Annotated in this window: 23 protein-coding genes; 13 read left to right on the plus strand and 10 right to left on the minus strand. The window is 69.4% G+C overall.

The features are described 5' to 3' along the window. The first annotated feature begins 77 nt into the window (after positions 1 to 77). The 5 genes from RCF34_RS12610 to RCF34_RS12630 all read left to right on the plus strand — a co-directional run bounded on the left by RCF34_RS12610 (position 78) and on the right by RCF34_RS12630 (position 3,502). Positions 78 to 353 (plus strand): hypothetical protein, encoded by a 276-nt coding sequence (locus RCF34_RS12610; protein WP_308708473.1) that lies wholly within the window; start codon positions 78 to 80, stop codon positions 351 to 353. Next, complete coding sequence (gene zapA / locus RCF34_RS12615; RefSeq protein ID WP_308708474.1) at positions 350 to 634, plus strand: cell division protein ZapA; 285 nt, start codon at positions 350 to 352, stop codon at positions 632 to 634. Before RCF34_RS12610 ends, zapA begins: the two co-directional genes overlap by 4 nt. Positions 635 to 870: 236 nt before the next feature. After that, complete coding sequence (locus RCF34_RS12620; protein WP_308708475.1) at positions 871 to 1,422, plus strand: chorismate mutase; 552 nt, start codon at positions 871 to 873, stop codon at positions 1,420 to 1,422. An 11-nt stretch (positions 1,423 to 1,433) separates the two neighbouring features. After that, positions 1,434 to 2,111 (plus strand): response regulator transcription factor, encoded by a 678-nt coding sequence (locus RCF34_RS12625; RefSeq protein ID WP_308708476.1) that lies wholly within the window; start codon positions 1,434 to 1,436, stop codon positions 2,109 to 2,111. Next, a complete protein-coding gene (locus RCF34_RS12630) occupies positions 2,108 to 3,502 on the plus strand; it encodes an ATP-binding protein (RefSeq protein WP_308708477.1) in 1,395 nt (464 codons plus the stop codon). Before RCF34_RS12625 ends, RCF34_RS12630 begins: the two co-directional genes overlap by 4 nt. Before the next feature lie 112 nt (positions 3,503 to 3,614). On the opposite strand, the gene RCF34_RS12635 is transcribed toward RCF34_RS12630, so the two are convergent. The 3 genes from RCF34_RS12635 to RCF34_RS12645 are packed head-to-tail and all read right to left on the minus strand — an operon-like array spanning position 3,615 to position 7,555. Then, positions 3,615 to 4,844, minus strand: coding sequence for a thiolase family protein (locus RCF34_RS12635; protein ID WP_374941191.1), 1,230 nt, complete (start codon positions 4,842 to 4,844; stop codon positions 3,615 to 3,617). 4 nt (positions 4,845 to 4,848) lie between these two features. Then, entirely contained in the window at positions 4,849 to 6,081 is a 1,233-nt protein-coding gene (mhpT, locus tag RCF34_RS12640) for a 3-(3-hydroxy-phenyl)propionate transporter MhpT (RefSeq protein ID WP_308708479.1), read from the minus strand. A gap of 10 nt (positions 6,082 to 6,091) precedes the next feature. After that, positions 6,092 to 7,555: an alginate export family protein gene (locus tag RCF34_RS12645; protein ID WP_308708480.1), complete on the minus strand. Its 1,464-nt coding sequence runs from the start codon at positions 7,553 to 7,555 to the stop codon at positions 6,092 to 6,094. 392 nt (positions 7,556 to 7,947) lie between these two features. Between RCF34_RS12645 and RCF34_RS12650 the strand changes: the two genes are divergently transcribed. Continuing rightward, a complete protein-coding gene (locus RCF34_RS12650; RefSeq protein WP_027598593.1) occupies positions 7,948 to 8,283 on the plus strand; it encodes an I78 family peptidase inhibitor in 336 nt (111 codons plus the stop codon). A 52-nt stretch (positions 8,284 to 8,335) separates the two neighbouring features. Here RCF34_RS12650 and RCF34_RS12655 read toward each other — a convergent pair whose 3' ends face one another. Next, entirely contained in the window at positions 8,336 to 8,983 is a 648-nt protein-coding gene (locus RCF34_RS12655) for an HAD hydrolase-like protein (RefSeq protein WP_308708481.1), read from the minus strand. A gap of 97 nt (positions 8,984 to 9,080) precedes the next feature. On the opposite strand from RCF34_RS12655, the gene RCF34_RS12660 reads away from it, so the two are divergent. After that, on the plus strand, positions 9,081 to 9,977 hold the full coding sequence (locus RCF34_RS12660; protein WP_308708483.1) for an alpha/beta hydrolase-fold protein: 897 nt from the start codon (positions 9,081 to 9,083) through the stop codon (positions 9,975 to 9,977). On the opposite strand, the gene RCF34_RS12665 is transcribed toward RCF34_RS12660, so the two are convergent. Beyond that, a complete protein-coding gene (locus tag RCF34_RS12665) occupies positions 9,974 to 10,462 on the minus strand; it encodes a GNAT family N-acetyltransferase (protein ID WP_308708484.1) in 489 nt (162 codons plus the stop codon). The two genes, RCF34_RS12660 and RCF34_RS12665, sit on opposite strands and share 4 nt — an antisense overlap. 37 nt (positions 10,463 to 10,499) lie before the next feature. Next, complete coding sequence (locus RCF34_RS12670) at positions 10,500 to 11,090, minus strand: TetR family transcriptional regulator (protein WP_308708485.1); 591 nt, start codon at positions 11,088 to 11,090, stop codon at positions 10,500 to 10,502. A 76-nt stretch (positions 11,091 to 11,166) separates the two neighbouring features. Between RCF34_RS12670 and RCF34_RS12675 the strand changes: the two genes are divergently transcribed. From RCF34_RS12675 to RCF34_RS12685, 3 genes are all read left to right on the plus strand, one after another. Beyond that, positions 11,167 to 11,796, plus strand: a complete 630-nt coding sequence (locus RCF34_RS12675) for a glutathione S-transferase family protein (protein ID WP_308708486.1) — start codon at positions 11,167 to 11,169, stop codon at positions 11,794 to 11,796. A 146-nt stretch (positions 11,797 to 11,942) separates the two neighbouring features. Next, positions 11,943 to 12,701: an SDR family oxidoreductase gene (locus RCF34_RS12680; protein ID WP_308708487.1), complete on the plus strand. Its 759-nt coding sequence runs from the start codon at positions 11,943 to 11,945 to the stop codon at positions 12,699 to 12,701. Between the two features lie 52 nt (positions 12,702 to 12,753). After that, positions 12,754 to 13,287, plus strand: a complete 534-nt coding sequence (locus RCF34_RS12685; RefSeq protein ID WP_308708488.1) for a DUF924 family protein — start codon at positions 12,754 to 12,756, stop codon at positions 13,285 to 13,287. A 46-nt stretch (positions 13,288 to 13,333) separates the two neighbouring features. Here RCF34_RS12685 and RCF34_RS12690 read toward each other — a convergent pair whose 3' ends face one another. The 4 genes from RCF34_RS12690 to RCF34_RS12705 all read right to left on the minus strand — a co-directional run bounded on the left by RCF34_RS12690 (position 13,334) and on the right by RCF34_RS12705 (position 15,814). After that, the gene (locus RCF34_RS12690; RefSeq protein ID WP_308708489.1) at positions 13,334 to 13,783 is read right to left on the minus strand and encodes an Lrp/AsnC family transcriptional regulator; all 450 of its coding nucleotides are present in this window, start codon (positions 13,781 to 13,783) and stop codon (positions 13,334 to 13,336) included. A gap of 61 nt (positions 13,784 to 13,844) precedes the next feature. Next, positions 13,845 to 15,176 (minus strand): VOC family protein, encoded by a 1,332-nt coding sequence (locus RCF34_RS12695; RefSeq protein ID WP_308708490.1) that lies wholly within the window; start codon positions 15,174 to 15,176, stop codon positions 13,845 to 13,847. Between the two features lie 118 nt (positions 15,177 to 15,294). After that, positions 15,295 to 15,543, minus strand: coding sequence for a hypothetical protein (locus tag RCF34_RS12700; protein ID WP_308708491.1), 249 nt, complete (start codon positions 15,541 to 15,543; stop codon positions 15,295 to 15,297). A 70-nt stretch (positions 15,544 to 15,613) separates the two neighbouring features. Further along, on the minus strand, positions 15,614 to 15,814 hold the full coding sequence (locus RCF34_RS12705; RefSeq protein WP_308708492.1) for a hypothetical protein: 201 nt from the start codon (positions 15,812 to 15,814) through the stop codon (positions 15,614 to 15,616). Positions 15,815 to 16,012: 198 nt separating this feature from the next. Here RCF34_RS12705 and RCF34_RS12710 point away from each other — a divergent pair, with 198 nt between their 5' ends. The 3 genes from RCF34_RS12710 to RCF34_RS12720 all read left to right on the plus strand — a co-directional run bounded on the left by RCF34_RS12710 (position 16,013) and on the right by RCF34_RS12720 (position 20,397). After that, positions 16,013 to 17,827, plus strand: a complete 1,815-nt coding sequence (locus tag RCF34_RS12710; RefSeq protein ID WP_308708493.1) for an ATP-binding protein — start codon at positions 16,013 to 16,015, stop codon at positions 17,825 to 17,827. A gap of 29 nt (positions 17,828 to 17,856) precedes the next feature. Next, a complete protein-coding gene (locus RCF34_RS12715) occupies positions 17,857 to 19,290 on the plus strand; it encodes a sigma-54 dependent transcriptional regulator (protein WP_308708494.1) in 1,434 nt (477 codons plus the stop codon). A gap of 96 nt (positions 19,291 to 19,386) precedes the next feature. Further along, complete coding sequence (locus tag RCF34_RS12720) at positions 19,387 to 20,397, plus strand: SIS domain-containing protein (protein ID WP_308708975.1); 1,011 nt, start codon at positions 19,387 to 19,389, stop codon at positions 20,395 to 20,397. Positions 20,398 to 20,399: the final 2 nt, after the last annotated feature.

Consider the following 20,399-nt stretch of genomic DNA (forward strand, 5'->3'; position numbering starts at 1 on the left):
TGGTCGGTGAGAGGCCTAGAATGCCGACCCCTGCCCCCTTGGCAGTCCTGAACCTGACACGAGAGACGACCGCGCCCATGCTGGACAACACCCTGAGCGAACTGGAAACCGCCATCCGCGACCTGCTGCAGCGCAACCAGCGCCTGACCGCCCGCACCCAGGAACTGGAGCAGGCCCTGCTGGCCGCACGCGAGGAAAACGACATCCTGCAACTGAGTCTGCTGGAGCAGGAAGAGCACGGCGCCAGCACCCGCCAGCGCGTGGAAGGCCTGCTGGCCCTGCTGTCCGCGCAGTCCGTCGAGCAGGCCGTAGCCGCCGACGCCGAGCAACGCCACGCGGCCAGCGTCGAGTGAAGACTGCAGGCGCCGACGACGAGGTCGAGGTGCTCGGTCGCCGCTACCGCTTCAAGGTGGCCGAAGGCGACCGCGCCGCCCTGCAACAGGCCGCCGCCCGCCTGCGCGACGAACTGGTCGCCATCCAGGGCGATCGCCGCCGCGGTGACGCGACCGAGCTGCTGGTGCTGGCCGCCCTGCGCCTGAGCCTGGACACCGCCGCCGACGCCGGCGCCCTGAGCGCCCTCGACGCCCGCCTCCGGGCCCTGACCGCCGAGGTGCACGCCGCGCAGGAAGGCTAGGGCTGCGCCTTGCCCTCTCGCCCGTCGACAGAGGGTCGTGAAGACACCGCTCGGCTCAGCGCCGCCGTAGGGCGGATGACGGCGTAGCCTCATCCACGGAGGCACAGCACCCGCGCGGAAAACGCCGTGCGGTTTCCACCCTACGCCATCCCAACCGGCCCCCCTGCCCCGCCCGCTTGACCACCCCGCCGCCCCGTGCGAGCTTCGGGGCCCTTTCCCGCGCCCTGGAGGTCGTCATGCCCGGCGTTCGCTGGCTCGCCATTCCCCTATTGAGCCTCACCCTCGGCGCCCAGGCCGCCCCGGCGCCCCTGCCCGAGCTGCTGGACGCCATGGCGCAGCGGCTCGCGGTGGCCGATCGGGTCGCCCGCAGCAAATACGACACGGGCAAGCCGGTACTGGACGAAGTCCGTGAGCGCCAGGTGCTCGACCGCGTCGCCCAGGCGGCTCCGGGTGCCGACGTCAGCTCCGCTACCGCCCAGACCTTCTTCGCCGCCCAGATCGAAGCCAACAAGCTGGTGCAATACGGCCTGCTCGACGCCTGGCGCCGTGGCGAGCGCCCCCTACCCGCCGCGACCACCGAGCTGGCCGCGCTCAGAACCCAGCTGAACGAGCTGCAGACACGTCTGCTCGGCGGTCTGGCCGCCACTGGTGGGCTACGCGCGACCGCGGATTGCCCCACGCAACTGGACCGCGCCCTCGCCGTCCACTTCGCCGCCGCGCGTCCCGACGACCTCCACCGCCTGGCGCTGGTGCGGGCGCTGGGCGACTTCTGCACCCTGCCTCGTTGAGGACGTCCGCCATGCACATCCTCCTCGTCGAAGATGACGCCACCCTGGCCGACGGCATCCGCCGCGTCCTGGAAGGCCATGGCATGCAGGTAGACCTCCTGCGCACCGGCGCCGAGGCCGACGCCTGGCTGCGCACCACCCGCTTCGCCGTGGTGGTGCTGGACATCGGCCTGCCCGGTGGCCTGGACGGCTTCGAGGTGGTCCGCCGCCTGCGCCAGCGCGGCAGCGACCAGCCAGTGCTGCTGCTCACCGCCCGCGATGCCATCGACGACCGGGTGCATGGCTTCGAGGTCGGCGCCGACGACTACCTGGTCAAGCCCTTCGCCGTGCCCGAACTGGTGGCGCGGATCAAGGCGCTGGTCCGCCGCGCCGGTGGCCAGAACAGCGCCGACCTCACGCTGGGCGCCCTGCGCCTGGACACCGCCGCCCACCAGGCGCGTCTCGGCGACACGCCGCTGGATCTCTCGGCCCGGGAGTGGGCGGTGCTCGAACACCTCCTGCGCCAGGCCGGCAAGGTGGTTTCCAAGCAGCAGATCATCGACGCCCTGGCCCCCTGGGGCAGCGAGGACCTGACCCACAACGCCGTGGAGGTCTATGTCTCGCGGCTGCGGCTGAAACTGGCCGACTCCGGGGTCGGCATCCGCACCGTGCGCGGCTTCGGCTATCGCCTGGAAGAAGCCGCGCCATGACCGCCACCGCGCCCAGCCTGCGCCGGCGGCTGCTGAAATGGCTGGTGCTGCCGGTGCTGCTGGTCAATCTCGGCGGCGCCGTGGTCAGCTACCAGTTCGCCCGCAAACCGGCCTTCAGCGCCCTGGACGGCGATCTCACCGACGCGGCGATCCTGCTGCTCGAACAGCTGGAGGTGGACGGCAACGGCCGCCTGTGGCTGCCGACGGAAGCGGACTACCTGCTGCGCCACAACAGCCACGACCACGTCTGGCTGGCCGTTCGCAGCCTCGACGGCCAGCTGCTGTTCGGCGATGCCGCCATGCCGGTCCAGGAGATCACCGACGAGATGCGCGACGGCCATACCACCGCGCTGCGCACCCGCATCAACGACCGCTCGGTGTTCATGGTCGGCCGCCTGGGCGTAGTGGCCGGGCAACCGGTGGTGGCCAGCGCGGCCCAGACCCTGAGTCGCCACACCGCCGCCCTGCAACGCATGGTGCTGACCCTGGTGGCGGTGCAGATCCTGGTCGCCCTGCTCATCGCCGCCCAGTTGCTCTGGGCGGTACGCCGCGGCCTCAAGCCCCTGGAGCGGCTGGAGCGTCAGCTCGACAGCCGCCACTACGATGACCTGGCGCCACTGCGCGAAGAGGGTGCGCCCCGCGAACTGGGCACCTTCGTCACCGCGCTCAACGGCCTGCTGCTGCGCATCCGCGAGGGTGCGCGCAACCAGCGCGCCTTTCTCGACGACATGGCCCACCAGCTGCGTACCCCGCTGGCCGGCATCAGCACCCTGACCCAGTGGCTGCACCAGCGCCATGCCGGCGATGCCGAGAGCGCCGCCGCCCTGGCGCAACTCCAGGCCGCCACCGAGCGCATGACCCGCCAGACCAACCAGTTGCTGACCCTGGCCCGCGCCGCCACCGCGCGGCTGGAAAGTCCGCCGCGCGAGCCCCTGCGGCTGGACGAACTGATCGGCGAGGCCATGCCCAGCCAGCTGTCCCAGGCCGATGGCCACGGCATCGACCTGGGGTACGAACTGGAGCCGCAAACGGTACTGGGCAACGCCTTCCAGCTGCGCGACCTGCTCGACAACCTGGTGGACAACGCCCTCAGATACACCCCGCGTGGCGGTCAGGTCACGGTTCGGCTGCGCGGTCAGACCGGGGCGACGGTGCTGGAAGTGGAGGACGACGGCCCGGGCATCCCCGAGGCGGAGCGCGAACGCATCTTCGAGCGCTTCTATCGCCTCGACAGCGGCATCCACGGCACCGGCCTGGGTCTGGCCATCGTCCGCGACATCGCCACCGCCCACGACGCCGGCATCGAACTGGCGACCGCGACCAGCGGCCACGGCCTACGGGTGGCCATTCACTTCCCACCGCTGGTCGTGCCGCTGCCGGAGGCCTCGTAGGTTGGGTTGAGCGCAGCGAGGCCCAACACGGCAGAGCCTACCCCCTCACCCCAGCCCTCTCCCCATGGGAGAGGGGGCTGTCCGGCGCGGATCGAAATCCCGGTGTTCTACCCTATCCCCGCCACCCCGGATTCTCCAGCAACACCGCCATGCCCTGCCCACCGCCGATGCACACCGCCGCTACCCCATACCTGAGCCCCTCGGCGCGCAACTGACGCGCCAGGGTGATGGCCAGGCGCAGGCCAGTGGCGGCCAGCGGATGGCCGAGGGCGATGGCGCCGCCATGCACATTGAGTCGCGCCGGATCCAGTTCCAGGGCGCGCTGCACTGCCAGCAACTGGGCGCCTTGGGCTTCGTTGATCTCCAGGCGGTCGATGGCCTCCAGCCTGAGGCCGGCGCGGTCGAGCAGACCCTGGATGGCCGGCACCGGGCCGCTGCCCATGACGTCCGGCGGTACCCCGACCACACAGCTGCCGCGCACCCAGGCCAGTGCCTGGTCCGGCGCGGCATCCGCGCCCCGCGCCAGTAGCACGGCGGCGGCGCCGTCGGCCACCGCGCAGCTGTTGCCGGCGGTCTGGACCCCGCCCGGATGCACCGGTGTCAGCCGTGCCAGGGCCTCCCGCGAGGTCTCCCGCGGATGGCTGTCATGCTCGAGCACCGCGCAGCCCCGCGGCAGGCGCAACGCCCGCGGCGCCAGGCCCTCGGCCTCGAAACGCGCCGCCGCCACCGGCACGATCTCTTCAGCGAACCAGCCCTGGCGCTGGGCCGCCAGGGCCCGCTCGAAGCTCTGCAGCGCCCAGGCATCCACCGCCTCGCGGGCGATGCCATGGCGCTGCGCCAGGCGTTCCGCGGTGGCGATCATGTCCAGCCCGGCCGCCGGGTCCTTGAGCGCCTCCCAGAGAAAGTCGTGGAATTCCACCGGCGCGCCGAGGCGAAAGCCGCTGCGGTGGGTGTAGGCGGCGATGGGATTGCGGGTCATGGACTCGGCCGCCACGCACAGCACCTGGCTGGCCTGGCCGCTCTGCAACTGATCGCCGGCCTGGCGCAGCAGCTCCAGGCCGGTGCCGCAGACCCGTTGCACCTGCAGCGCCGGCACCGCCTCGGGCACCCCGGCATAGAGGCCGATATGGCGTGGCAGCAGATAGGCGTCGAAGCTGGCCTGGGCCACCGAGCCGGCCAGCACGGAGTCCACTGCGCCGGCTTCATGCCCGCGCGCCAGCAGCGCCCGGGCCACGGCGATCCCCAGGTCGGTGGGCGATACCTGCCCCAGGGCGCCATTCAGATCGGTCCAGGGCGTGCGCACGCCATCCAGCAACAGGACATCGTCGTAGAGCGCACCCATGCCGCTACGCATGACCAGGCGCCTCGGCGCGGGCTGCGGCCGCTGGCGCCGCTGCCCGCCGTTGCAGCAGGGCCAGCACCGCGCCCGCCGCCACCAGTACCGCCGGCGTGGTGGCCACCACCAGGGTCGCCGCACCACCGCCCACGGCCAGTACCTGGCCGGCCAGCAGTGGCCCGGCCATGGCGCCCAGGCGCCCGACCGCCACCGCCGCGCCGGTCCCGGTGGCGCGTACCGCCGCTGGATAGAGCTGCGGCGCCAGGGCATAGAGCACCAGTTGGCCGCCGACCACGAACAACCCGGCGGCGAAGCCGGCCAGGGCCACCAGCGGATAGGCCTTGGCCAGGCCGAGGCCGGCCAGACCCAGCAGGATGCCCAGGTAGATGGCCAGCACCGTCAGCCGCGGCCGCCAGCGATCCATGAGCAGACCGAACAGCACCGAGCCGATACCGCCGCCCAGGTTGAAGAGGATCTGCACCCCCACCGCCTGGCCGCGGCTGAAGCCCTGGCCCACCAGCAGCGAGGGCAGCCAGTTGAGCAGCATGTACATCACCGTGAGGGTGAAGAAGTAGCCGAGCCACAGCAGCAGGGTGGTCGATAGCGGCACTGCGCCCAGCCAGGCCCCGCGCGGGCCGTCCGCCTGCGTCCCACCGTGCGTGCGGAGAAAGCCGGCGGTCTCCGCCAGGTAGCGCCCGAGCAGCGGCGCCACCAGCAGCGGCGCGAGGCCGCCGACATAGAACACCGTCTGCCAGCGACCGACGTCCAGCAGCCCCACCACCGCCGCCAGGGCGCCACCCAGGGGCACGCCGCAGTACATCAGGCTGACCGCCGTGGCGCGGGCGCGCTCGTCCACCGATTCGGCGGACAGAGCGATCAGATTGGGCAGGGCGCCGCCCAGGCCGATGCCGGTGAGCAGCCGCGCCAGCAGCAGGCTCTCCAGACTCCAGACATGGGCGGTGGCCACCGAGAAGACCCCGAAGATCAGCACGCAGGCGATCAGCACCTTCTTGCGGCCGATGCGATCGGCGCACCAGCCGCCGATGAAGGCGCCGGGCAGCAGGCCGAGGATGCTGGCGCTGAACACCAGGCCCATCTGCCCCGGCTGGAAGCCGAAGGCCTTGGCCATGGCCGGGGCGGCAATGCCCATGGCCTGGAGGTCCATGCCCTCCAGCAGGGCGACGATGAAGCACAGCAGAAGGGTCAGGCGGGCCCCGGGCGGGGCGGTCGAGAGCAGGCGCATGGTGGACTCCTCAGAAACGGAAGGTGGTGGCGGCCATCAGGAAGCTGGTGTCGTCGCCATCGGCCTGACGCACGGCGGCGCCGGCCTGGAAGTAGCTGTATTCCAGGTCCAGGGTCAGGTTGGCGGTGGGCATCCAGCGCAGGTTGTTGCGCCAGAGGGTGCCGGCCTTGCGCGCCGAGCTGGCCGTGGTGCCCGGCACCGTGGTCATGCCCGGCAGGTAGACGCCGTCTTCGGTGCTCTGCCGCCAGACGCCGAACAGCCCGCTCTCCAGCTGCAGGGTCGGTCGCGGCGCCAGGGTCAGCAGCGGGCCGACCAGATAGAGGTTGGCCAGGGTGGTGAGGCCGGAGTCGCCGTAGAAGCCGTTCTTCGGATAGAGCGGATCGAAGGTGCCGACGCGGTCGTCGCCCAGGCCGTGATCGCCACTGGCGGCATCAAGGCGCAGGGCGAGCCGCGGCTTCCAGGCGCCGGCCAGGCGATAGCCGGTTTCGCTGCTCAGCCCCCAGGCGCGAATCCGGGCGCCGGCCAGATGCCCGCCCTGCCCGGCCAGGTCCCAGCTCCAGTCCCAGGGACCAGCGTTGCCGAACAGCCGGAGGCCGGCGGTGTAGCGCTTTTCCACGCCGGTCAGGCCATCCAGGGTGCGTTGGTCGGTGTCCAGGCCGAAGCCGTAGACATCGAGCTTGAGCGGCCCGGCCAGCGGCAGGGTGCCGTAGAGGCCATAGAACTTGACCGCGTTGTTGGAGCCGTCGTCGAAGCTGTCTTCGCCGGTCACCACGGGCCTCAGGCCGAAGGCGTCCAGCCGATAGCCGTCCGGACGACTCCAGGCCAGGCGCAGGCCGTCGAAGTTGAGGCGGATGTTGCGGGCGTCGCGGTAGGTGACGAAGGCCTGGTTGCCGTAGCCCAGTTCCTGGCGCCCGATGCGGGTCATCAGCTTGCCGCCGGCCAGCGGCGTGTTGAGGTCGATGAAGGCCTGGTGCAGCTCGGTGTGGCTCTGGTCGTAGGGGCCGTAGAGCGCCTTGTTCCAGGCGCGGGTGTTTTCCAGCTGGACGAAGGCGCGCACGGCGTCGTCGAACAGGTGCAGGTCGGCGTGCAGTTGCAGGCGCTGCTGGATGTAGTGATCGGTGGCCACCCCGCGCCGGCCAAAGACCGGATTGCGGATGCTGTCGAAGCGATAGCGCGCCTCGCCGCCGGTCTGCAGCCAGGCCGACTCGCCGAGGCGCTGGTAGCGCAGCCCGTCGAAGGGATCGGTGCGTTTTTGCGGATCGTCGAGAAAGCGATAGTCCTCGGCCCAGCGCGGCGGTCCGGGCGGCAGGGGACGCGCCGTCTCCAGGCTGTTGAGGGGCTTGGGCCGGGCACTTTCCAGGGTGGTGGAAGGCGCGGCGAGCACGTCCTGGCTGGCCAGCAAGGAGGCGAGAGCGGTAAAGGCGAGGCACGAGCGGGCCCGTGCGCTGGCCGGAAGCGAGCGCGAAAAAGACATGAGATGACCGTCCTGACTGAGGAAGCGGAAGGCGCCGCCGGGGCGCGCGGATCAGGGCCTAGCGGGCGCGGATCGGGTAGCGGTCAGGAAGGAGGGTGGTTGGATAGCGAGCTGACATGGCGGGTGTCCCTTTGTTGTTGTTGTCGTCACCGGGGGGCGGTTAGCCCTGGCTCGATGATGGTCCATGGCAGAAATGGATCAAGCCATCCAGGCCGAATCTGGCCGATTACCGAACGTTATCTTTATTAACTTTATCCCTGTAGGACGACTGGTCAGCCAGGGCTCTCAACGTCTTCTGTATCGCGATTTGTAACAATGCCCACCCGAGAGGGGTCCATCAGGAGGCCCGTACGGGTTAAGGTTCCTCCTCTCACGATCGAAAAGGCGAACTCATGAGCTCCAAGACCCCTCTCCTGCTGGCTGGTGCCGCGCTCTTCACCCTGCTGGCCGGTTGCGGCTCGCACGAAACCCAGAGCAGTCCAGCGGCGGCCTCCTCGGCCCCGAGCGGCGCCGTCAGCAGCAGTGGCCGTTGCAACTCCGACGCGGTCCAGGATCTGGTCGGCAAGGCCCTCTCCCCGGCCCTGGCCGAAGAAGGCCGGCAGCGCGCCGGTGCCCAGGTCGTCCGGGTGGTCCGTCCGCAGGACCCCATGACCATGGACTTCAACTCCCAGCGGCTGACCATCACCACCAGCGCCAGCCTGGTGGTGCAGACCGCCACCTGCGGCTGACCCCTACGCTCCTCGACCTGCCGGCCCCGGCCGCGCAGGTCGGCGCGCTCCACTAGAGGCCGAAGCCCTGGCGCAGGGCCGCCACACTGTGGAAGTGAAAGGCCGGACAGTGGCGTTCCAGTTCTTCCCGACTGCCGAAGCCATAGCCCAGGGCCACCGCCGCCACGCCGTTGGCCTGGGCGGCGATCAGGTCGTGCTCGCGGTCACCCAGCATCAGGCAACTTTCCGGCGCCAGGCCTTCAGTTTCCAGCACGAAGCGCAGCAGTTCGGTCTTGTCGGCGCGGGTGCCGTCCAGTTCGCTGCCATGCAGCGCGGTGAAGAACTCCGTCAGGGCGAAGTGCCTGAGGATCTCCACGGCGAACACCCGCGGCTTGGCCGTCACCAGATAGAGCCGCCGCCCGGCCGCCTGCAGATCGGCCAGCAGGTCGCGGATGCCCGCGTAGACCTCGTTCTCATAGAGGCCGGTAGCGCGGAAATACACTCGATAGGCCTCCACCGCGCGCCAGGCCCGCGCCTCGTCGAAGCCATAGTGGAGCCTGAAGCTCTCCAGCAGCGGCGGACCGATGAAGACTTCCAACGCCCGCAGATCGGGCGCCTCGATCCCCTCGGCGCGCAGCGCCACCTGGATCGCCCGGGTGATGCCCAGGCGCGAATCGGTGAGGGTGCCATCGAGATCGAACAGCAGATGAGGGTAATGCATGGGGTGTCCTGGCAACAGGAAATCCTGGCCAGTATGGCGAGCGGCAACAGAGATCGGTAGGCTCGACCGCTCCACTGGAAATGAGTCTTGTTCGCTGATGCCGCTTTCACCTCGTTTCGTCCGTCAGAGCGCCTGGCTGGCCCTGCCGCTGCTGCTCGCCCTCGCCGCTCCCGGCCAGGCCCGCCCCATCGATCAGCCCATGAACGCCCAGGTGCTCCAGCAGCCGGGCCACGGCTATGCCTTCAGCGAACTCCAGCTGGATTCCGTCGATGGGGCCCGGCACTACCAGGTATGGATCGCCCGACCCGCCACCCCGGCACCGGCCGCCGGCTATCCGGTGCTCTATCTGCTTGACGGCAACGCCGCCCTGGGCGGGCTGAACGCCGAGTTGCTCAACACCCTGGCCAAGCAGCCCCATCCGCCCGTGCTGGTCGCGGTGGGCTATGTGGGCGGCAAGCGCATCGACGGCCCCGGACGGGCCTACGATTACACGCCGTCGGCGCCTACCAGCGAACGCTTTCGCGAGATGGCCACCGGTGGCGCCGACGTCTTTCTCGCCTGGCTGCTGGACCACCTGGAACCGGCAGTTGGCCGTCAGGTGCCGCTGGATCCCCGCCAGCGTGCGCTCTGGGGTCACTCCCTGGGCGGGCTGTTCGTCCTCCACGCCCTGCTCACCCGCCCCGACGCCTTCGCCCAGGGCTACGCCGTGAGCCCCTCGCTGTGGTGGAGCCCTACCGTGCTGCCGCAAGATGACGAGCAATTGAAGGCGCGCTTCAAGACCCATCCAGCCCGCCTGGTGCTGCTGCAGGGCGGCGCCGAACGCGAACTGCCCGCGCACTTCCAGAGCGAGGTCCCTGCCGATGCCACCCGGCGCCTGGCCGACCGCCTCGGCCGGATCCCCGGCATCCAGGTGCGCTACGAGGTGCTCGCAGGCCTGGGCCACGGACCCATGCTGCCGGCCTCGCTGAAAGCCGTGCTGAGCGAGTGGCGCTAGTCCGCCAGCCACCGATACATCACCAGGCAATCCACCAGCCCCAGGCTGGCATGGCGATAGGCCCTGGGCAGGGTGCCGACGATCTCGAAGCCGTGCTTCTGCCAGAGCCGCACCGCCACCTGGTTGCTGGCCACCACCGAGTTGAATTGCATGGCCTGGAAGCCCAGCTCGCGGGCCACCTGCAGGGAATGCTCGCAAAGGGCGCCAGCCACGCCCTGGCCGCGGGCGGCGGGGGCGACCATGTAGCCGCAATTGCAGACGTGATCGCCCGGGCCCATGGCATTGGCCTTGAGGTAGTAGCTGCCGAGAATCTGGCCATCGCGTTCGGCGACGAAGGTTGCCCGGGGCAATTCCACCCATAGTCGCCAGGCGTCGTCGCGGCTCATGTCCGGGTCGTAGGCGTAGGTCTCCCGGGCCTGGGCGACCTGCTGGATCAGCGGCCAGACCTGATCGAAATCGGCGGCTACGAAGGGGCGAATCTGCATAGGTGACTCCGGTGGACGAAAGAGTCGCCAGTGTCGCCTAGCCGGCTGCCGCTGCCAAATCATCGCCCTCTTCCAGCAGTCCCTGACCGCCCTGGCGACAGGCCGCCAGCAACTCCTCGGCCAGGCCCTCGTCGTCCAGCGCCCGCGCCAGGGCCACGCCACCGATCAGGGTAGTGGCCAACTGCAGCGCCCGGGCGCGCCGCTGCGCCGGCGGTCCTGGCAGATCTCGCTCCAACCGGCTGACGAAGCGCGCGAAGAAGCGGGTGTAGCTGTCACGGATGGCGGCCTCCCGATGGGTGACGTCGGCCGCGAGAAAGGCCAGCGGACAGCGCAGCGGCTCGCCCTCGGCATGCTCGCGACTCAAATAATGCTCGACCAGCTGGCCGAGGCCTGAGCCGCCGAGACTGTCGAGCCGGGCGCTGCCGACCTGGGCGGCATGGGCGATGGCCTGGTCATAGACCTCGGTCTTGGTGCGGAAGTGGTGATAGAAAGCGCCGCGGGTGAGACCGGCATCGGCCATCAGGTCATCGAGTCCGACCGCATCGAAGCCCCGGAGGGCGAACAGCCGGGCGGCGCTGTCGAGGATGCGCTGGCGGGTCTGCGCGCGCTGATCAAGGGGCCAGGCCATGGTTGCTCCAGATTATGTTCTTGAACATAAGGTCTCCTTTGCCAGCATCGCGGCTTCTTTACAAGGAGTCTGCAGCATGAAGCCCTATCTCTTCGGCCCCGCCTTCAGCACCCTGGTGCGCAGCGTGCGCCTCCATGCTCTGGAGCGCGGCCTGGACTTGCCCTGTGGCCTCGCCCCGGGTGGCCAGGCCATCGCCTGGCGCAGCGAGGCCCACCTGGCGCTACATCCCTTCGGCCAAGTGCCGGTGCTGCTCGATGGCGAGCGCCGGATCTTCGAGACCCTCGCCATCTGCCGCTATCTCGATCGGCAGCTGTTGCCGGAGCGCGGCGGCAACCCGGAGCAGGACGCCTGGAGCAGCGCCCTGCTCACCACCGTGGATACCCGCCTGGTCCGCCGTTATCTGCTGCGGGTCAGCGGGCCGCGACCCGCACCCTTCCGCTCGCTGGAGGAGCAGCAGCGCGCCATCGCCGAGGTCGACACGACCCTGGCCGTGCTCGATCGCCAGCTGGGCGACCAGGCCTTTCTCTGCGGCGCCGAGTTCTGCCTGCCCGACGCCCTCCTGGCGCCCATGCTGGACTACTTGGAGCCCCTGCCGGAACTTCGCTGGCGGGCAACCTGGCCCCGCCTCGCCGCCTACCTCGACCGCCTGCGCGTGCGACCCTCTGGCCAGGCGATCCTGGTGGCGACCGACTTCAGGCTGCGGTGAGCCTACAGGGGCTACCAGTGACCACCTACCTTCCCAACACACCGTAACCATCCCCTCTCCCCCCGGGAGGGGGCTAGGGTGAGGGCCGCCCACCACCCCTGCCTACCTGCTAGCCTTGGAAGCTCCTCTCCCGCCAAGGACCGCCCATGACCACCGTCCACCCCATCGCCCTCGTCACCGGTGCCTCCCAGGGTATCGGCCGCGCCGTCGCCCTCGGCCTGCTGCAGGACGGCTTCCGCGTGGTCCTCGCCGCCCGCCGCGCCGAACCCCTGGAGGCGCTCGCCGAAGAAGCCCGGCAACAGGGTGGCGAAGCCCTGGCCGTACTCTGCGACGTCACCGATGCCGCTAGCGTCGAGGCGCTGTTCGCCCGCATCCGCGACACCTACGGCCGCCTGGACCTGCTGTTCAACAATGCCGGCGTCGGCGCCCCAGCGGTGCCCATCGACGAGCTGGAACTGGACGCCTGGCACCGGGCGGTCAACACCAACCTCACCGGCGTCTTTCTCTGCAGCCGCGCAGCCTTCGCCCTGATGCGGGAGCAGACACCCCGTGGCGGACGCATCATCAACAACGGCTCCATCTCGGCGCATACGCCCAGGCCCTTCAGCGCGCCCTATACCGCCACCAAGCATGCCGTGGCCGGGCTGACCAAGGCCCTGGCCCTCGACGGCCGCGCCTTCGATATTGCCTGCGGCCAGATCGATATCGGCAACGCCGCCACCGAGATGACCGAGCGCATGGCCAACGGCGTGCTCCAAGCCGATGGCAGCACCGCCGTGGAGCCGCGCATGGATGTCAGGCACGTCGCCGACGCAGTCCGCTACATGGCCAGCCTGCCGCTGGATGCCAACGTCCAGACCCTTACGGTGATGGCGACCAAGATGCCCTATGTGGGTCGGGGCTGAGGGGTTCGACGTGGACCCCGATCAGGCAAGATCGCTAGCCGAGGAGCAAGGCATGAATCCAGCAGAGGTCGTCACCTTCTGGCGCGCCGCCGGTCGCCGCCAGTGGTTCAATGGCGGCCCTGACTTCGACGCTGAATGCTGCACTCGCTTCAAGGCCGCGCATCTGGCCGCCAGCCGCGGTGAACTGGACGGCTGGGCCACCAGCGTCGAAGGCGCCCTGACCCTCTGCCTGCTGCTCGATCAGATCCCGCGCAATATCTTCCGCCACAGCGGCCACGCCTTCGCCACGGATGGCCTAGCCCTGCAGCACGCGCGACAGGCAATCGACGCCGGCCTTGATCAGCAGATCGAAGCCGAACTGCGCGCCTTCTTCTATTTGCCCTTCGAGCACTCCGAGGCGCTGGACGATCAGCATCAGTCGCTCATACTTTTCGAGGCCTTGGGGATCGAGCACTACCGGCACTATGCGGAGGCTCATCTGGAGGTGATCGTTCGATTCGGTCGTTTTCCGCACCGAAATCATGTCTTAGGCCGGCTCAACACTCCGGACGAACAGGCATGGTTAAACGCAGGTGGCGGCTTTTAAACAAGCAGTAAAGGTACTTCCGGTAAGCTCCAAGAAGGCCAAGCTATCAAGTACCCAAACGCCGGTCGATCTTCCGGTTCAGGATGATCGACGTCTGCGTCTGCCTGACCCCTTCGAGGTTGCCGATGCGGTCGAGCAGCTCGTCGAGCTTTTCGTGGGTGGTGCAGCGCAGGAAGGCCAGGTAGTCGAACTGGCCGCTGACCGAGGAGACCTCCTCGACCTCGACCATCTTTTCCAGGGCGCGGATGACGCCGGCGGTGCTGCGCGGCAGGACGCTGATGGCGCAGTAGGCGCGCACGGCGGCCTGTTCCAGTTCGGAGCCCAGGCGCAGGCCGTAGCCCTGGATGATGCCCTCGCGCTCCAGGCGCGCCAGGCGGGTGACAACGGTGGTGCGCGCCAGGCCCAGCTGGCGGGCCAGGGTCGCATTGGAGGCGCGGGCGTTCTGTTGCAGCATGTGGATGAGCTGCCAATCGGTCGGATCGAGTTTGGTGAACATCGTGGCTGCCTGCCAGGGGCGGGCGTCGGAGCCGGGGGCCGCCGACGCGGGAGCCGCCATTCTAGGCGGGGCGACCGAGGGCAGCCAGGGCCGCTGTCAGGGATTCACGCTGCTGGCGTTCGTACAGCGCCATCTCGTCGAGCACCGGCGCACCCAGGGCGGCTTCGAAGGCGGCGCGATTGCCGCCGCTCTGGTATTCCTGCTGGGTGCCGGCACCCAGGTTGGACTGGAAGATGCCCGCGGCACTGACCGGCAGGAAATCTTCGTAGGTGATGGGATCGGCGAGGAGCTGGCCGGCCGCGATCAGGGCCTCGGGATCGCGGCTATCGGTCGCCGCTTGGCTGCCAGGCGCAGCGCGATAGCGAAACCAGGCCAGACCCTGACGGCGCAGCTCATCCCAGTCATCGGGCAGCGCCTGGAACACCTCGGCCAGTACCGTTGCGTAGTCACTGCCGGCAGCCTTGCTGCGCTGGCGCACCTCCTGCAGCAGCTCGTCGTAACGCTGGCGACCGGCTGGCGTAAGGGCGATGCCGCGCTGTTCGATCTCGCCGAAGCGCGCCGTGTGCGAGCCCTGGACCTCGCCCTGGAAGAGGATGGGTTCTTCCAGGGCCTTGAAGCTGGTCTGGCGCAGCAGGATGGGGCACTGGCGGCGGGGCGGACCTTCGATGGTTTCCTTGGGTGCGATGCCACCGGCGGGCATCCGGGCCTGGACGGCGTCGATGTCGAGGGTGCGCGGGGTCAGGTGGTTGATGTGCGGACCCTTGAAGCAGACCACATCGGCGATCAGCCGGTGGGCATCGTGCAGGCGCTGATAGAGGCTGGCGTCGACATTGGCCTCGCGGTGCCAGCGAAAGGTCTCCAGGGCTTCCTGAACGAAGGCATCGGCTTCCGCATCGGTGAGACCACCCTGGGCCTCGGCGCGCTCGATCAGCTCCAGCGCGCCCGGGGTGAAGATGTGGCGTGCGTACAGGACCTTTTCGGCCAGCTGGCGCAGCTCGGCGTCCTCGATCAGCTCCAGGCGCAGCAGCGAGGTGAAGACGCGAAACGGATTGACCTGCAGGGCAGCAGGCTCGACGGGGCGGAAGGCGGTGGAATGCACCGGCACCCCAGCCACGCTGAGGTCGTAGTAGCCGACCGGCTGCATACCCATCACGGCGAACAGGCGGCGCAGGGTGGCCAGCTCGGCGGCCGTGCCGACGCGAATGGCGCCATGGCGTTCCAGATCCAGGCGCTCCGCGGAATCCCCGGCGAAGGCCGGCTGTCCGGCGTTCACCTCGGCGACCAGTTCCAGCAGGGTGCCGTACTGGGGCACTTCCTGGCGGTACATCGTCGACATGGCCTGGGAAAAGCGAGTGCGGATCAGGTCCGGGGAAAGCAGCGACGCGGCGGTCATGGGAGCGGCTCCTGGCTCAGGCTAGACGTCGATTTCGACACGCCGCCGCGCGCTGCTCAAGCGATCTTTGCTCATTGGATCATTCCCCTGGGGAATGGGCGCACCGGTAGCTGCTGCCCTAGTGATCCTTGTGCTGGGCCTTGGGCTTCTTCACGTGATCGGCACCGGTATCGCTGCCCGAACCGCCGCTGGAGCCGTTGTCGGCCGCGCCGACGCCGGTGCTGGGCGCCTTTTCCATGCCGTGGGTGCTGGTGGGATCGGGGCGCGCGGGGGTGGCCGGGGGATTGGTCGGGCTGGTCTGGGCTAGGGCGGCGCCGGACAGGCCCAGGCCCAGGATCAAGGTGGGAAGCAGCAGGGACGTGCGCATGGGAGGACTCCTCTGGACGGATTCACTCCCGTTTAGGCACCTCCCGCGCAGGGAGGTGCCACGCCGTGGGTCAGCTGCCGCTGGTGCTGGCCTTGTGAACCTTCTTGTGGGCCACCTTCTTGTGATGGGTCGTGGCCTGCTTGCCGGTCTTGGCCGGGCTGCTGCTGGTCGCGGCAGGCGGCGCTGCCGGATCGGCGGGCGCCGTCTGGGCGAAGGCGGCAGAGGTGGCCAGGAGGCCGGCGAGGGTCAGGCAGAGGGTGGTGCTTTTCATGGAAGTCACTCCTTCGGTGGCTGATTGCACCCTCAGTTAGCCGCCTTTCGCCCGGTAAAACCGTGTCCCTTTCCACAGCCAGGGCCATTGGTAACAAGATATTTCAATCGACTGCCAAGGCGTTAACAGTCTGGCGATCTCTTCGCCGGGGGCTCGGCTTGGGCATAATGCCGGGACGCCCCCTTACCGTAGCCGCGCATGCCCAAGAGTCCTCACCTTCCCAAGCGCCCCCGCTGGAGCAGCCTGCTGCTGCTGGCCCTGGGGCTGACGCTGCTGCTGATTCCGCTACGCTATGCGGCCCAGCACTATTACGAGGCGCAACTGGGCGAGCAGAACGGCCAGACCCTGGATCTCTATGTCGCCAACCTGCTGGGCACGCTGCGGCGCTACGAGGTGCTGCCGGACCTGCTGGGCGATCTGCCGGTGCTGCGCCATGCGCTGGAAGGACAGGGCGACAGCACGGCGCAGGATGCCGCCAGCCAGATGCTGGAGGACATCCGCCAGCGCACCGGGGCGGACGTCATCTACCTGATGCAGGACGACGGCACCTGCCTGGCCAGTTCCAACTATCGCCAGGCGGACAGCTTCGTCGGTCGCGACTTCTCCTTCCGGCCCTATTACAAGGCGGCCATGCAGGGCCAGCCGGGACGCTTCTTCGGCCTCGGCACCACCTCCAGCAAGCGCGGCTACTATTTCGCCGCCGCCGTGCGTGACGGTGCGCGCGCCATCGGCGTGGTGGTGGTCAAGGTCGATCTGGACAGTGCGGAACGGCTCTGGGGCAACGCGCCCGAGCAGTTGCTGGTGACCGATGACCTGGGCGTGGTCATCCTCACCTCCCATGACGCCTGGCGCTTTCGCGCCACCCATCCGCTGGACGAGCGCCAGCGCGAGCAGGTCAACGCCAACCGGCCCTACCCCACCATCAATCCCGCGCCCCTGACCCTGGTACCCGGCGACTGGCTGACCCAGACCCGCGATCTCGACGAGGTGGGCTGGAAGGCGCAGATCCTGGCACCGCGGGAGATGGTCGAGCGGCAGGTGCGCAGCGCCCTCTATGTCGGCGCGGCGACCCTGCTGGCGCTGCTGCTGTTGCTGGTGGTCATGACTCTGAGACGGCGCCACTTCATCGAGCGCCTGGCGCTGGATGCCCGGGCCAAGCGCGACCTGGAACTGAACGTGGAGGAACGCACCCGCGACTTGCAGACGCTCAACGCGCGGCTGCAGCAGGAGGTGCACGATCGCGAGCAGGCCCAGCGCGAACTCATGCGCGCCCAGGACGAAGCCGTCCAGGCCGGCAAGCTGTCGGCCCTGGGGACCATGTCGGCCAGCATCAGCCACGAACTCAACCAGCCGCTGGCGGCCATCCGCAGCTACACGGAAAACGCCGTCGTGCTCCTCGATCACGATCGCCTGGACGATGCCCGGGGCAATCTCAAGCTGATCGGCGAGCTGACCACGCGCATGGCCAACATCATCGCCCACCTCAAGGCCTATGCCCGTGGCGCCCGCCGCGCGCCGGAGAGCGTGGTGCTGCAGGGCGCCCTGGAAGATGCCCTGGCACTGGTCGCCGCGCGGCGTCGGGCCATGCAGGTGGAGCTGATCCGCGACCTGCCCGATGCACCGCTGTGGGTGCAGGCCGGCGAAACCCGCCTGCGGCAGATCATCAGCAACCTGCTGAGCAATGCCCTCGACGCCCTGGCGGAAAAGACCAGCACCCGCCGGCTGTGGCTGACGACCAGCATCGACGAACGCGGCGTGACCCTGATCCTGAGAGACAACGGGCCGGGCTTTTCCAGCGAGGCCCTGGCCCGCGCCCACGAACCCTTCTTCACCACCAAGGCCACCGCCCAGGGTCTCGGCCTGGGCCTGGCAATCTGCGATAACCTGTTGCGGACCCTCGGTGGCCACCTGCACCTGTCCAACCATGGTGACGGTGGCGCCGAGGTACGTCTCTATCTGCTGCACGGCAAGCCGGGAGTCGCCTCGGTGCCCCAGGAAGAAGTCCGCGGTTGACCGTCAGCCCTCCACCTTAGGTCCCAGTCATGAGTGCCCTGCCCCCCTTCGATCCCGCCAGCCAGATCCTGTTGATCGACGACGACGCCCACCTGCGCCTGGCGCTGAGCCAGACCCTGGACCTGGCCGGCTTCAAGGTGACGACCCTGGCCGATGCCCGCGAGCTGGAGCTGGCGGCCGTGCGCGACTGGCCCGGCGTGGTGGTCAGCGACATCCGTATGCCCGGCATCGATGGCCTGGAGCTGCTGGCCCAGCTGCACCAGCGTGACGCCGAACTGCCGGTGGTGCTGATCACCGGTCACGGCGATGTGCCCCTGGCGGTGCAGGCCATGCGCGCTGGCGCCTACGACTTCCTGGAAAAGCCCTTCGCCAACGATGCCCTGATCGACAGCGTGCGCCGCGCCCTGGGCGCCCGGTATCTGGTACTGGAAAACCGCAGCCTGCGCCTGGCGCTGGCCGAGCGCCATGAACTGCAGACCCGGCTGATCGGCCAGACCCCAGGCATGGCCCGGCTGCGCGACCAGATCGGCGCCCTCGCCGCGACCCAGGCCGATGTGCTGATCCATGGCGAAACCGGTGCCGGCAAGGAGGTGGTGGCCCGCGCCCTGCACGACCTGTCCAATCGTCGCGACGGCCCCTTCGTCGCCATCAACGCCGGTGCCCTGGCCGAATCCGTGGTGGAAAGCGAACTCTTCGGCCACGAACAGGGCGCCTTCACCGGCGCCCAGAAAAGACGCATCGGCAAGTTCGAATACGCCAGTGGCGGCACCCTCTTTCTCGACGAGATCGAGAGCATGAGCCTGGATGTCCAGGTCAAGCTGCTGCGCCTGTTGCAGGAGCGCAAGGTCGAGCGCCTCGGCTCCAACCAGCAGATCCCGCTGGATATCCGGGTGGTCGCCGCCACCAAGGAAGACCTGCGCCAGGCCGCCGACCAGGGCCGCTTCCGCGCCGACCTCTACTACCGGCTCAATGTCGCCACCCTGCGCATTCCCGCCCTGCGCGAGCGCAGCGAAGACATCCTGCCGCTGTTCCGCCACTTCGTCCTGGCCGCCGCCCAGCGCCATGGCACCCCGCTACGCGAACCCGATGCCGAGCAGCGTGCAGCCCTCATCGCCCACAGCTGGCCGGGCAACGTGCGTGAATTGCAGAACGCCGCCGAGCGCTTCGCCCTGGGCCTGGACCTGGCGCTGGACAACAGCGCCTATGCGTCCCTGGCGCCCATGACGGCGGCGCCCGTAGCCGCTTCCACGGTGGCGGCAACGCCCGCCGCCGCCCTCGCAGCCGGGCTGGGCGAGCAGGTCGAGGCCTTCGAACGCGAGCTCATCCAGCGCGAACTGGCCCGTCCCCACGCCTCCCTGCGCAGCCTGGCCGAAGCCCTGGGCCTGCCGCGCAAGACGCTGTCCGACAAGCTGCGCAAGCACGATCTGCAATTCACCGGCGGCGCGGCGGACGAGGGCGACTAAGGGCGGCTGGTCGCGCCTGCCCAGGAGTGGCAGAGTGCAGTACTCAAGCGTCGTGCAACAGGCGTTCGCGCAAGGAGACCCCTCTTGACCTCGCTCATGCTTGCAGAAGCCGCCGCCAGCGGCGCGGCGGTCACTCGCCAACTGGCGACCATCGACCAGGCCCTGGCGGCCCTGGCCGACGACCTCAGAGCCCAGCCACCGCAGCTGGCGCTGACCGTGGCGCGTGGCAGCTCGGACCATGCGGCCAGTTATTTCGCCTACCTGGCCATGGCCCACCTGGGCCTGCCAGTGCTGTCCCTGCCGCCTTCGCTGGTGACCCTGCGCCAGGCGCCGCTGCGCGTCGAAGGCCAGCTCGCCCTGGGCTTTTCCCAGTCAGGGCGCAGCCCCGATCTGATCGAGACGCTGTCCGCCCTGGATCGCTACGGCGCCCGCACCGCCGCCCTGGTCAACGAGATCGACTCGCCGCTGGCCCTGGCCTGCCGCCACGCCATCGGGGTGCAGGCCGGCCCCGAACACAGCGTCGCCGCCACCAAGAGTTTCATCGCCACCCTGGCCGCCGCCGCCCGGCTGATCGCCCACTGGCAGCAGGACGAGACCCTACTCGCCGCCGGCGCCGCCTTGCCCGAGGCGCTGGATCGCGCGGCCGAGCTGAGCTGGGCACCGGCGCTACCGGTGCTGCGCGACGCCGAACGCTGCATGGTGGTCGGCCGCGGGCCGGGTTTCGCCATCGCCCAGGAGGCCGCGCTCAAGCTCAAGGAGACCTCGGCGCTGCAGGGCGAGGCCTTCAGCGGCGCCGAATTGCAACACGGCCCCCTGGCGCTGGTGGAGCGCGGCTATCCGCTGCTGATCTTCGCCCTGCGTGGCCCCGAGCAGGCCGGCCTGCTGCAACTGGCGCGGGACCTGCGCGGACGCGGCGCCCGGGTGCTGCTGGCCGCGCCGGACGAGGTCGCCGAGCGTGACCTGCCCCTCGCCGTCGCCGGCCATCCGGATCTGGACGGCCTGCTGGCGATCCAGAGCTTCTATCGCATGGCCGCCTTGCTGGCCGAGGCCCGGGGTCAAGACCCGGACCGGCCGCGCCACCTGCGCAAGGTCACCCTCACCCGCTGAGG

Origin of the sequence: Pseudomonas sp. 102515, from assembly GCF_031085165.1 — a bacterium.
In the GTDB taxonomy this organism is placed as follows: Bacteria; Pseudomonadota; Gammaproteobacteria; order Pseudomonadales; family Pseudomonadaceae; genus Chryseomonas.

Coding starts and splice junctions, on each gene's coding strand:
- RCF34_RS12680 (WP_308708487.1), top strand. CDS start 11,943: ATGACCACCGTCCACCCCATCGCCCTCGTCACCGGTGCCTCCCAGGGT.
- RCF34_RS12655 (WP_308708481.1), bottom strand. CDS start 8,983: ATGCATTACCCTCATCTGCTGTTCGATCTCGATGGCACCCTCACCGAT.
- RCF34_RS12660 (WP_308708483.1), top strand. CDS start 9,081: ATGCCGCTTTCACCTCGTTTCGTCCGTCAGAGCGCCTGGCTGGCCCTG.
- RCF34_RS12670 (WP_308708485.1), bottom strand. CDS start 11,090: ATGGCCTGGCCCCTTGATCAGCGCGCGCAGACCCGCCAGCGCATCCTC.
- RCF34_RS12625 (WP_308708476.1), top strand. CDS start 1,434: ATGCACATCCTCCTCGTCGAAGATGACGCCACCCTGGCCGACGGCATC.
- RCF34_RS12705 (WP_308708492.1), bottom strand. CDS start 15,814: ATGAAAAGCACCACCCTCTGCCTGACCCTCGCCGGCCTCCTGGCCACC.
- RCF34_RS12650 (WP_027598593.1), top strand. CDS start 7,948: ATGAGCTCCAAGACCCCTCTCCTGCTGGCTGGTGCCGCGCTCTTCACC.
- RCF34_RS12645 (WP_308708480.1), bottom strand. CDS start 7,555: ATGTCTTTTTCGCGCTCGCTTCCGGCCAGCGCACGGGCCCGCTCGTGC.
- RCF34_RS12690 (WP_308708489.1), bottom strand. CDS start 13,783: ATGTTCACCAAACTCGATCCGACCGATTGGCAGCTCATCCACATGCTG.
- RCF34_RS12610 (WP_308708473.1), top strand. CDS start 78: ATGCTGGACAACACCCTGAGCGAACTGGAAACCGCCATCCGCGACCTG.
- RCF34_RS12675 (WP_308708486.1), top strand. CDS start 11,167: ATGAAGCCCTATCTCTTCGGCCCCGCCTTCAGCACCCTGGTGCGCAGC.
- mhpT (WP_308708479.1), bottom strand. CDS start 6,081: ATGCGCCTGCTCTCGACCGCCCCGCCCGGGGCCCGCCTGACCCTTCTG.
- RCF34_RS12665 (WP_308708484.1), bottom strand. CDS start 10,462: ATGCAGATTCGCCCCTTCGTAGCCGCCGATTTCGATCAGGTCTGGCCG.
- RCF34_RS12695 (WP_308708490.1), bottom strand. CDS start 15,176: ATGACCGCCGCGTCGCTGCTTTCCCCGGACCTGATCCGCACTCGCTTT.
- RCF34_RS12685 (WP_308708488.1), top strand. CDS start 12,754: ATGAATCCAGCAGAGGTCGTCACCTTCTGGCGCGCCGCCGGTCGCCGC.
- RCF34_RS12710 (WP_308708493.1), top strand. CDS start 16,013: ATGCCCAAGAGTCCTCACCTTCCCAAGCGCCCCCGCTGGAGCAGCCTG.
- RCF34_RS12635 (WP_374941191.1), bottom strand. CDS start 4,844: ATGGGTGCGCTCTACGACGATGTCCTGTTGCTGGATGGCGTGCGCACG.
- RCF34_RS12700 (WP_308708491.1), bottom strand. CDS start 15,543: ATGCGCACGTCCCTGCTGCTTCCCACCTTGATCCTGGGCCTGGGCCTG.
- RCF34_RS12720 (WP_308708975.1), top strand. CDS start 19,387: ATGCTTGCAGAAGCCGCCGCCAGCGGCGCGGCGGTCACTCGCCAACTG.
- RCF34_RS12715 (WP_308708494.1), top strand. CDS start 17,857: ATGAGTGCCCTGCCCCCCTTCGATCCCGCCAGCCAGATCCTGTTGATC.
- RCF34_RS12620 (WP_308708475.1), top strand. CDS start 871: ATGCCCGGCGTTCGCTGGCTCGCCATTCCCCTATTGAGCCTCACCCTC.
- RCF34_RS12630 (WP_308708477.1), top strand. CDS start 2,108: ATGACCGCCACCGCGCCCAGCCTGCGCCGGCGGCTGCTGAAATGGCTG.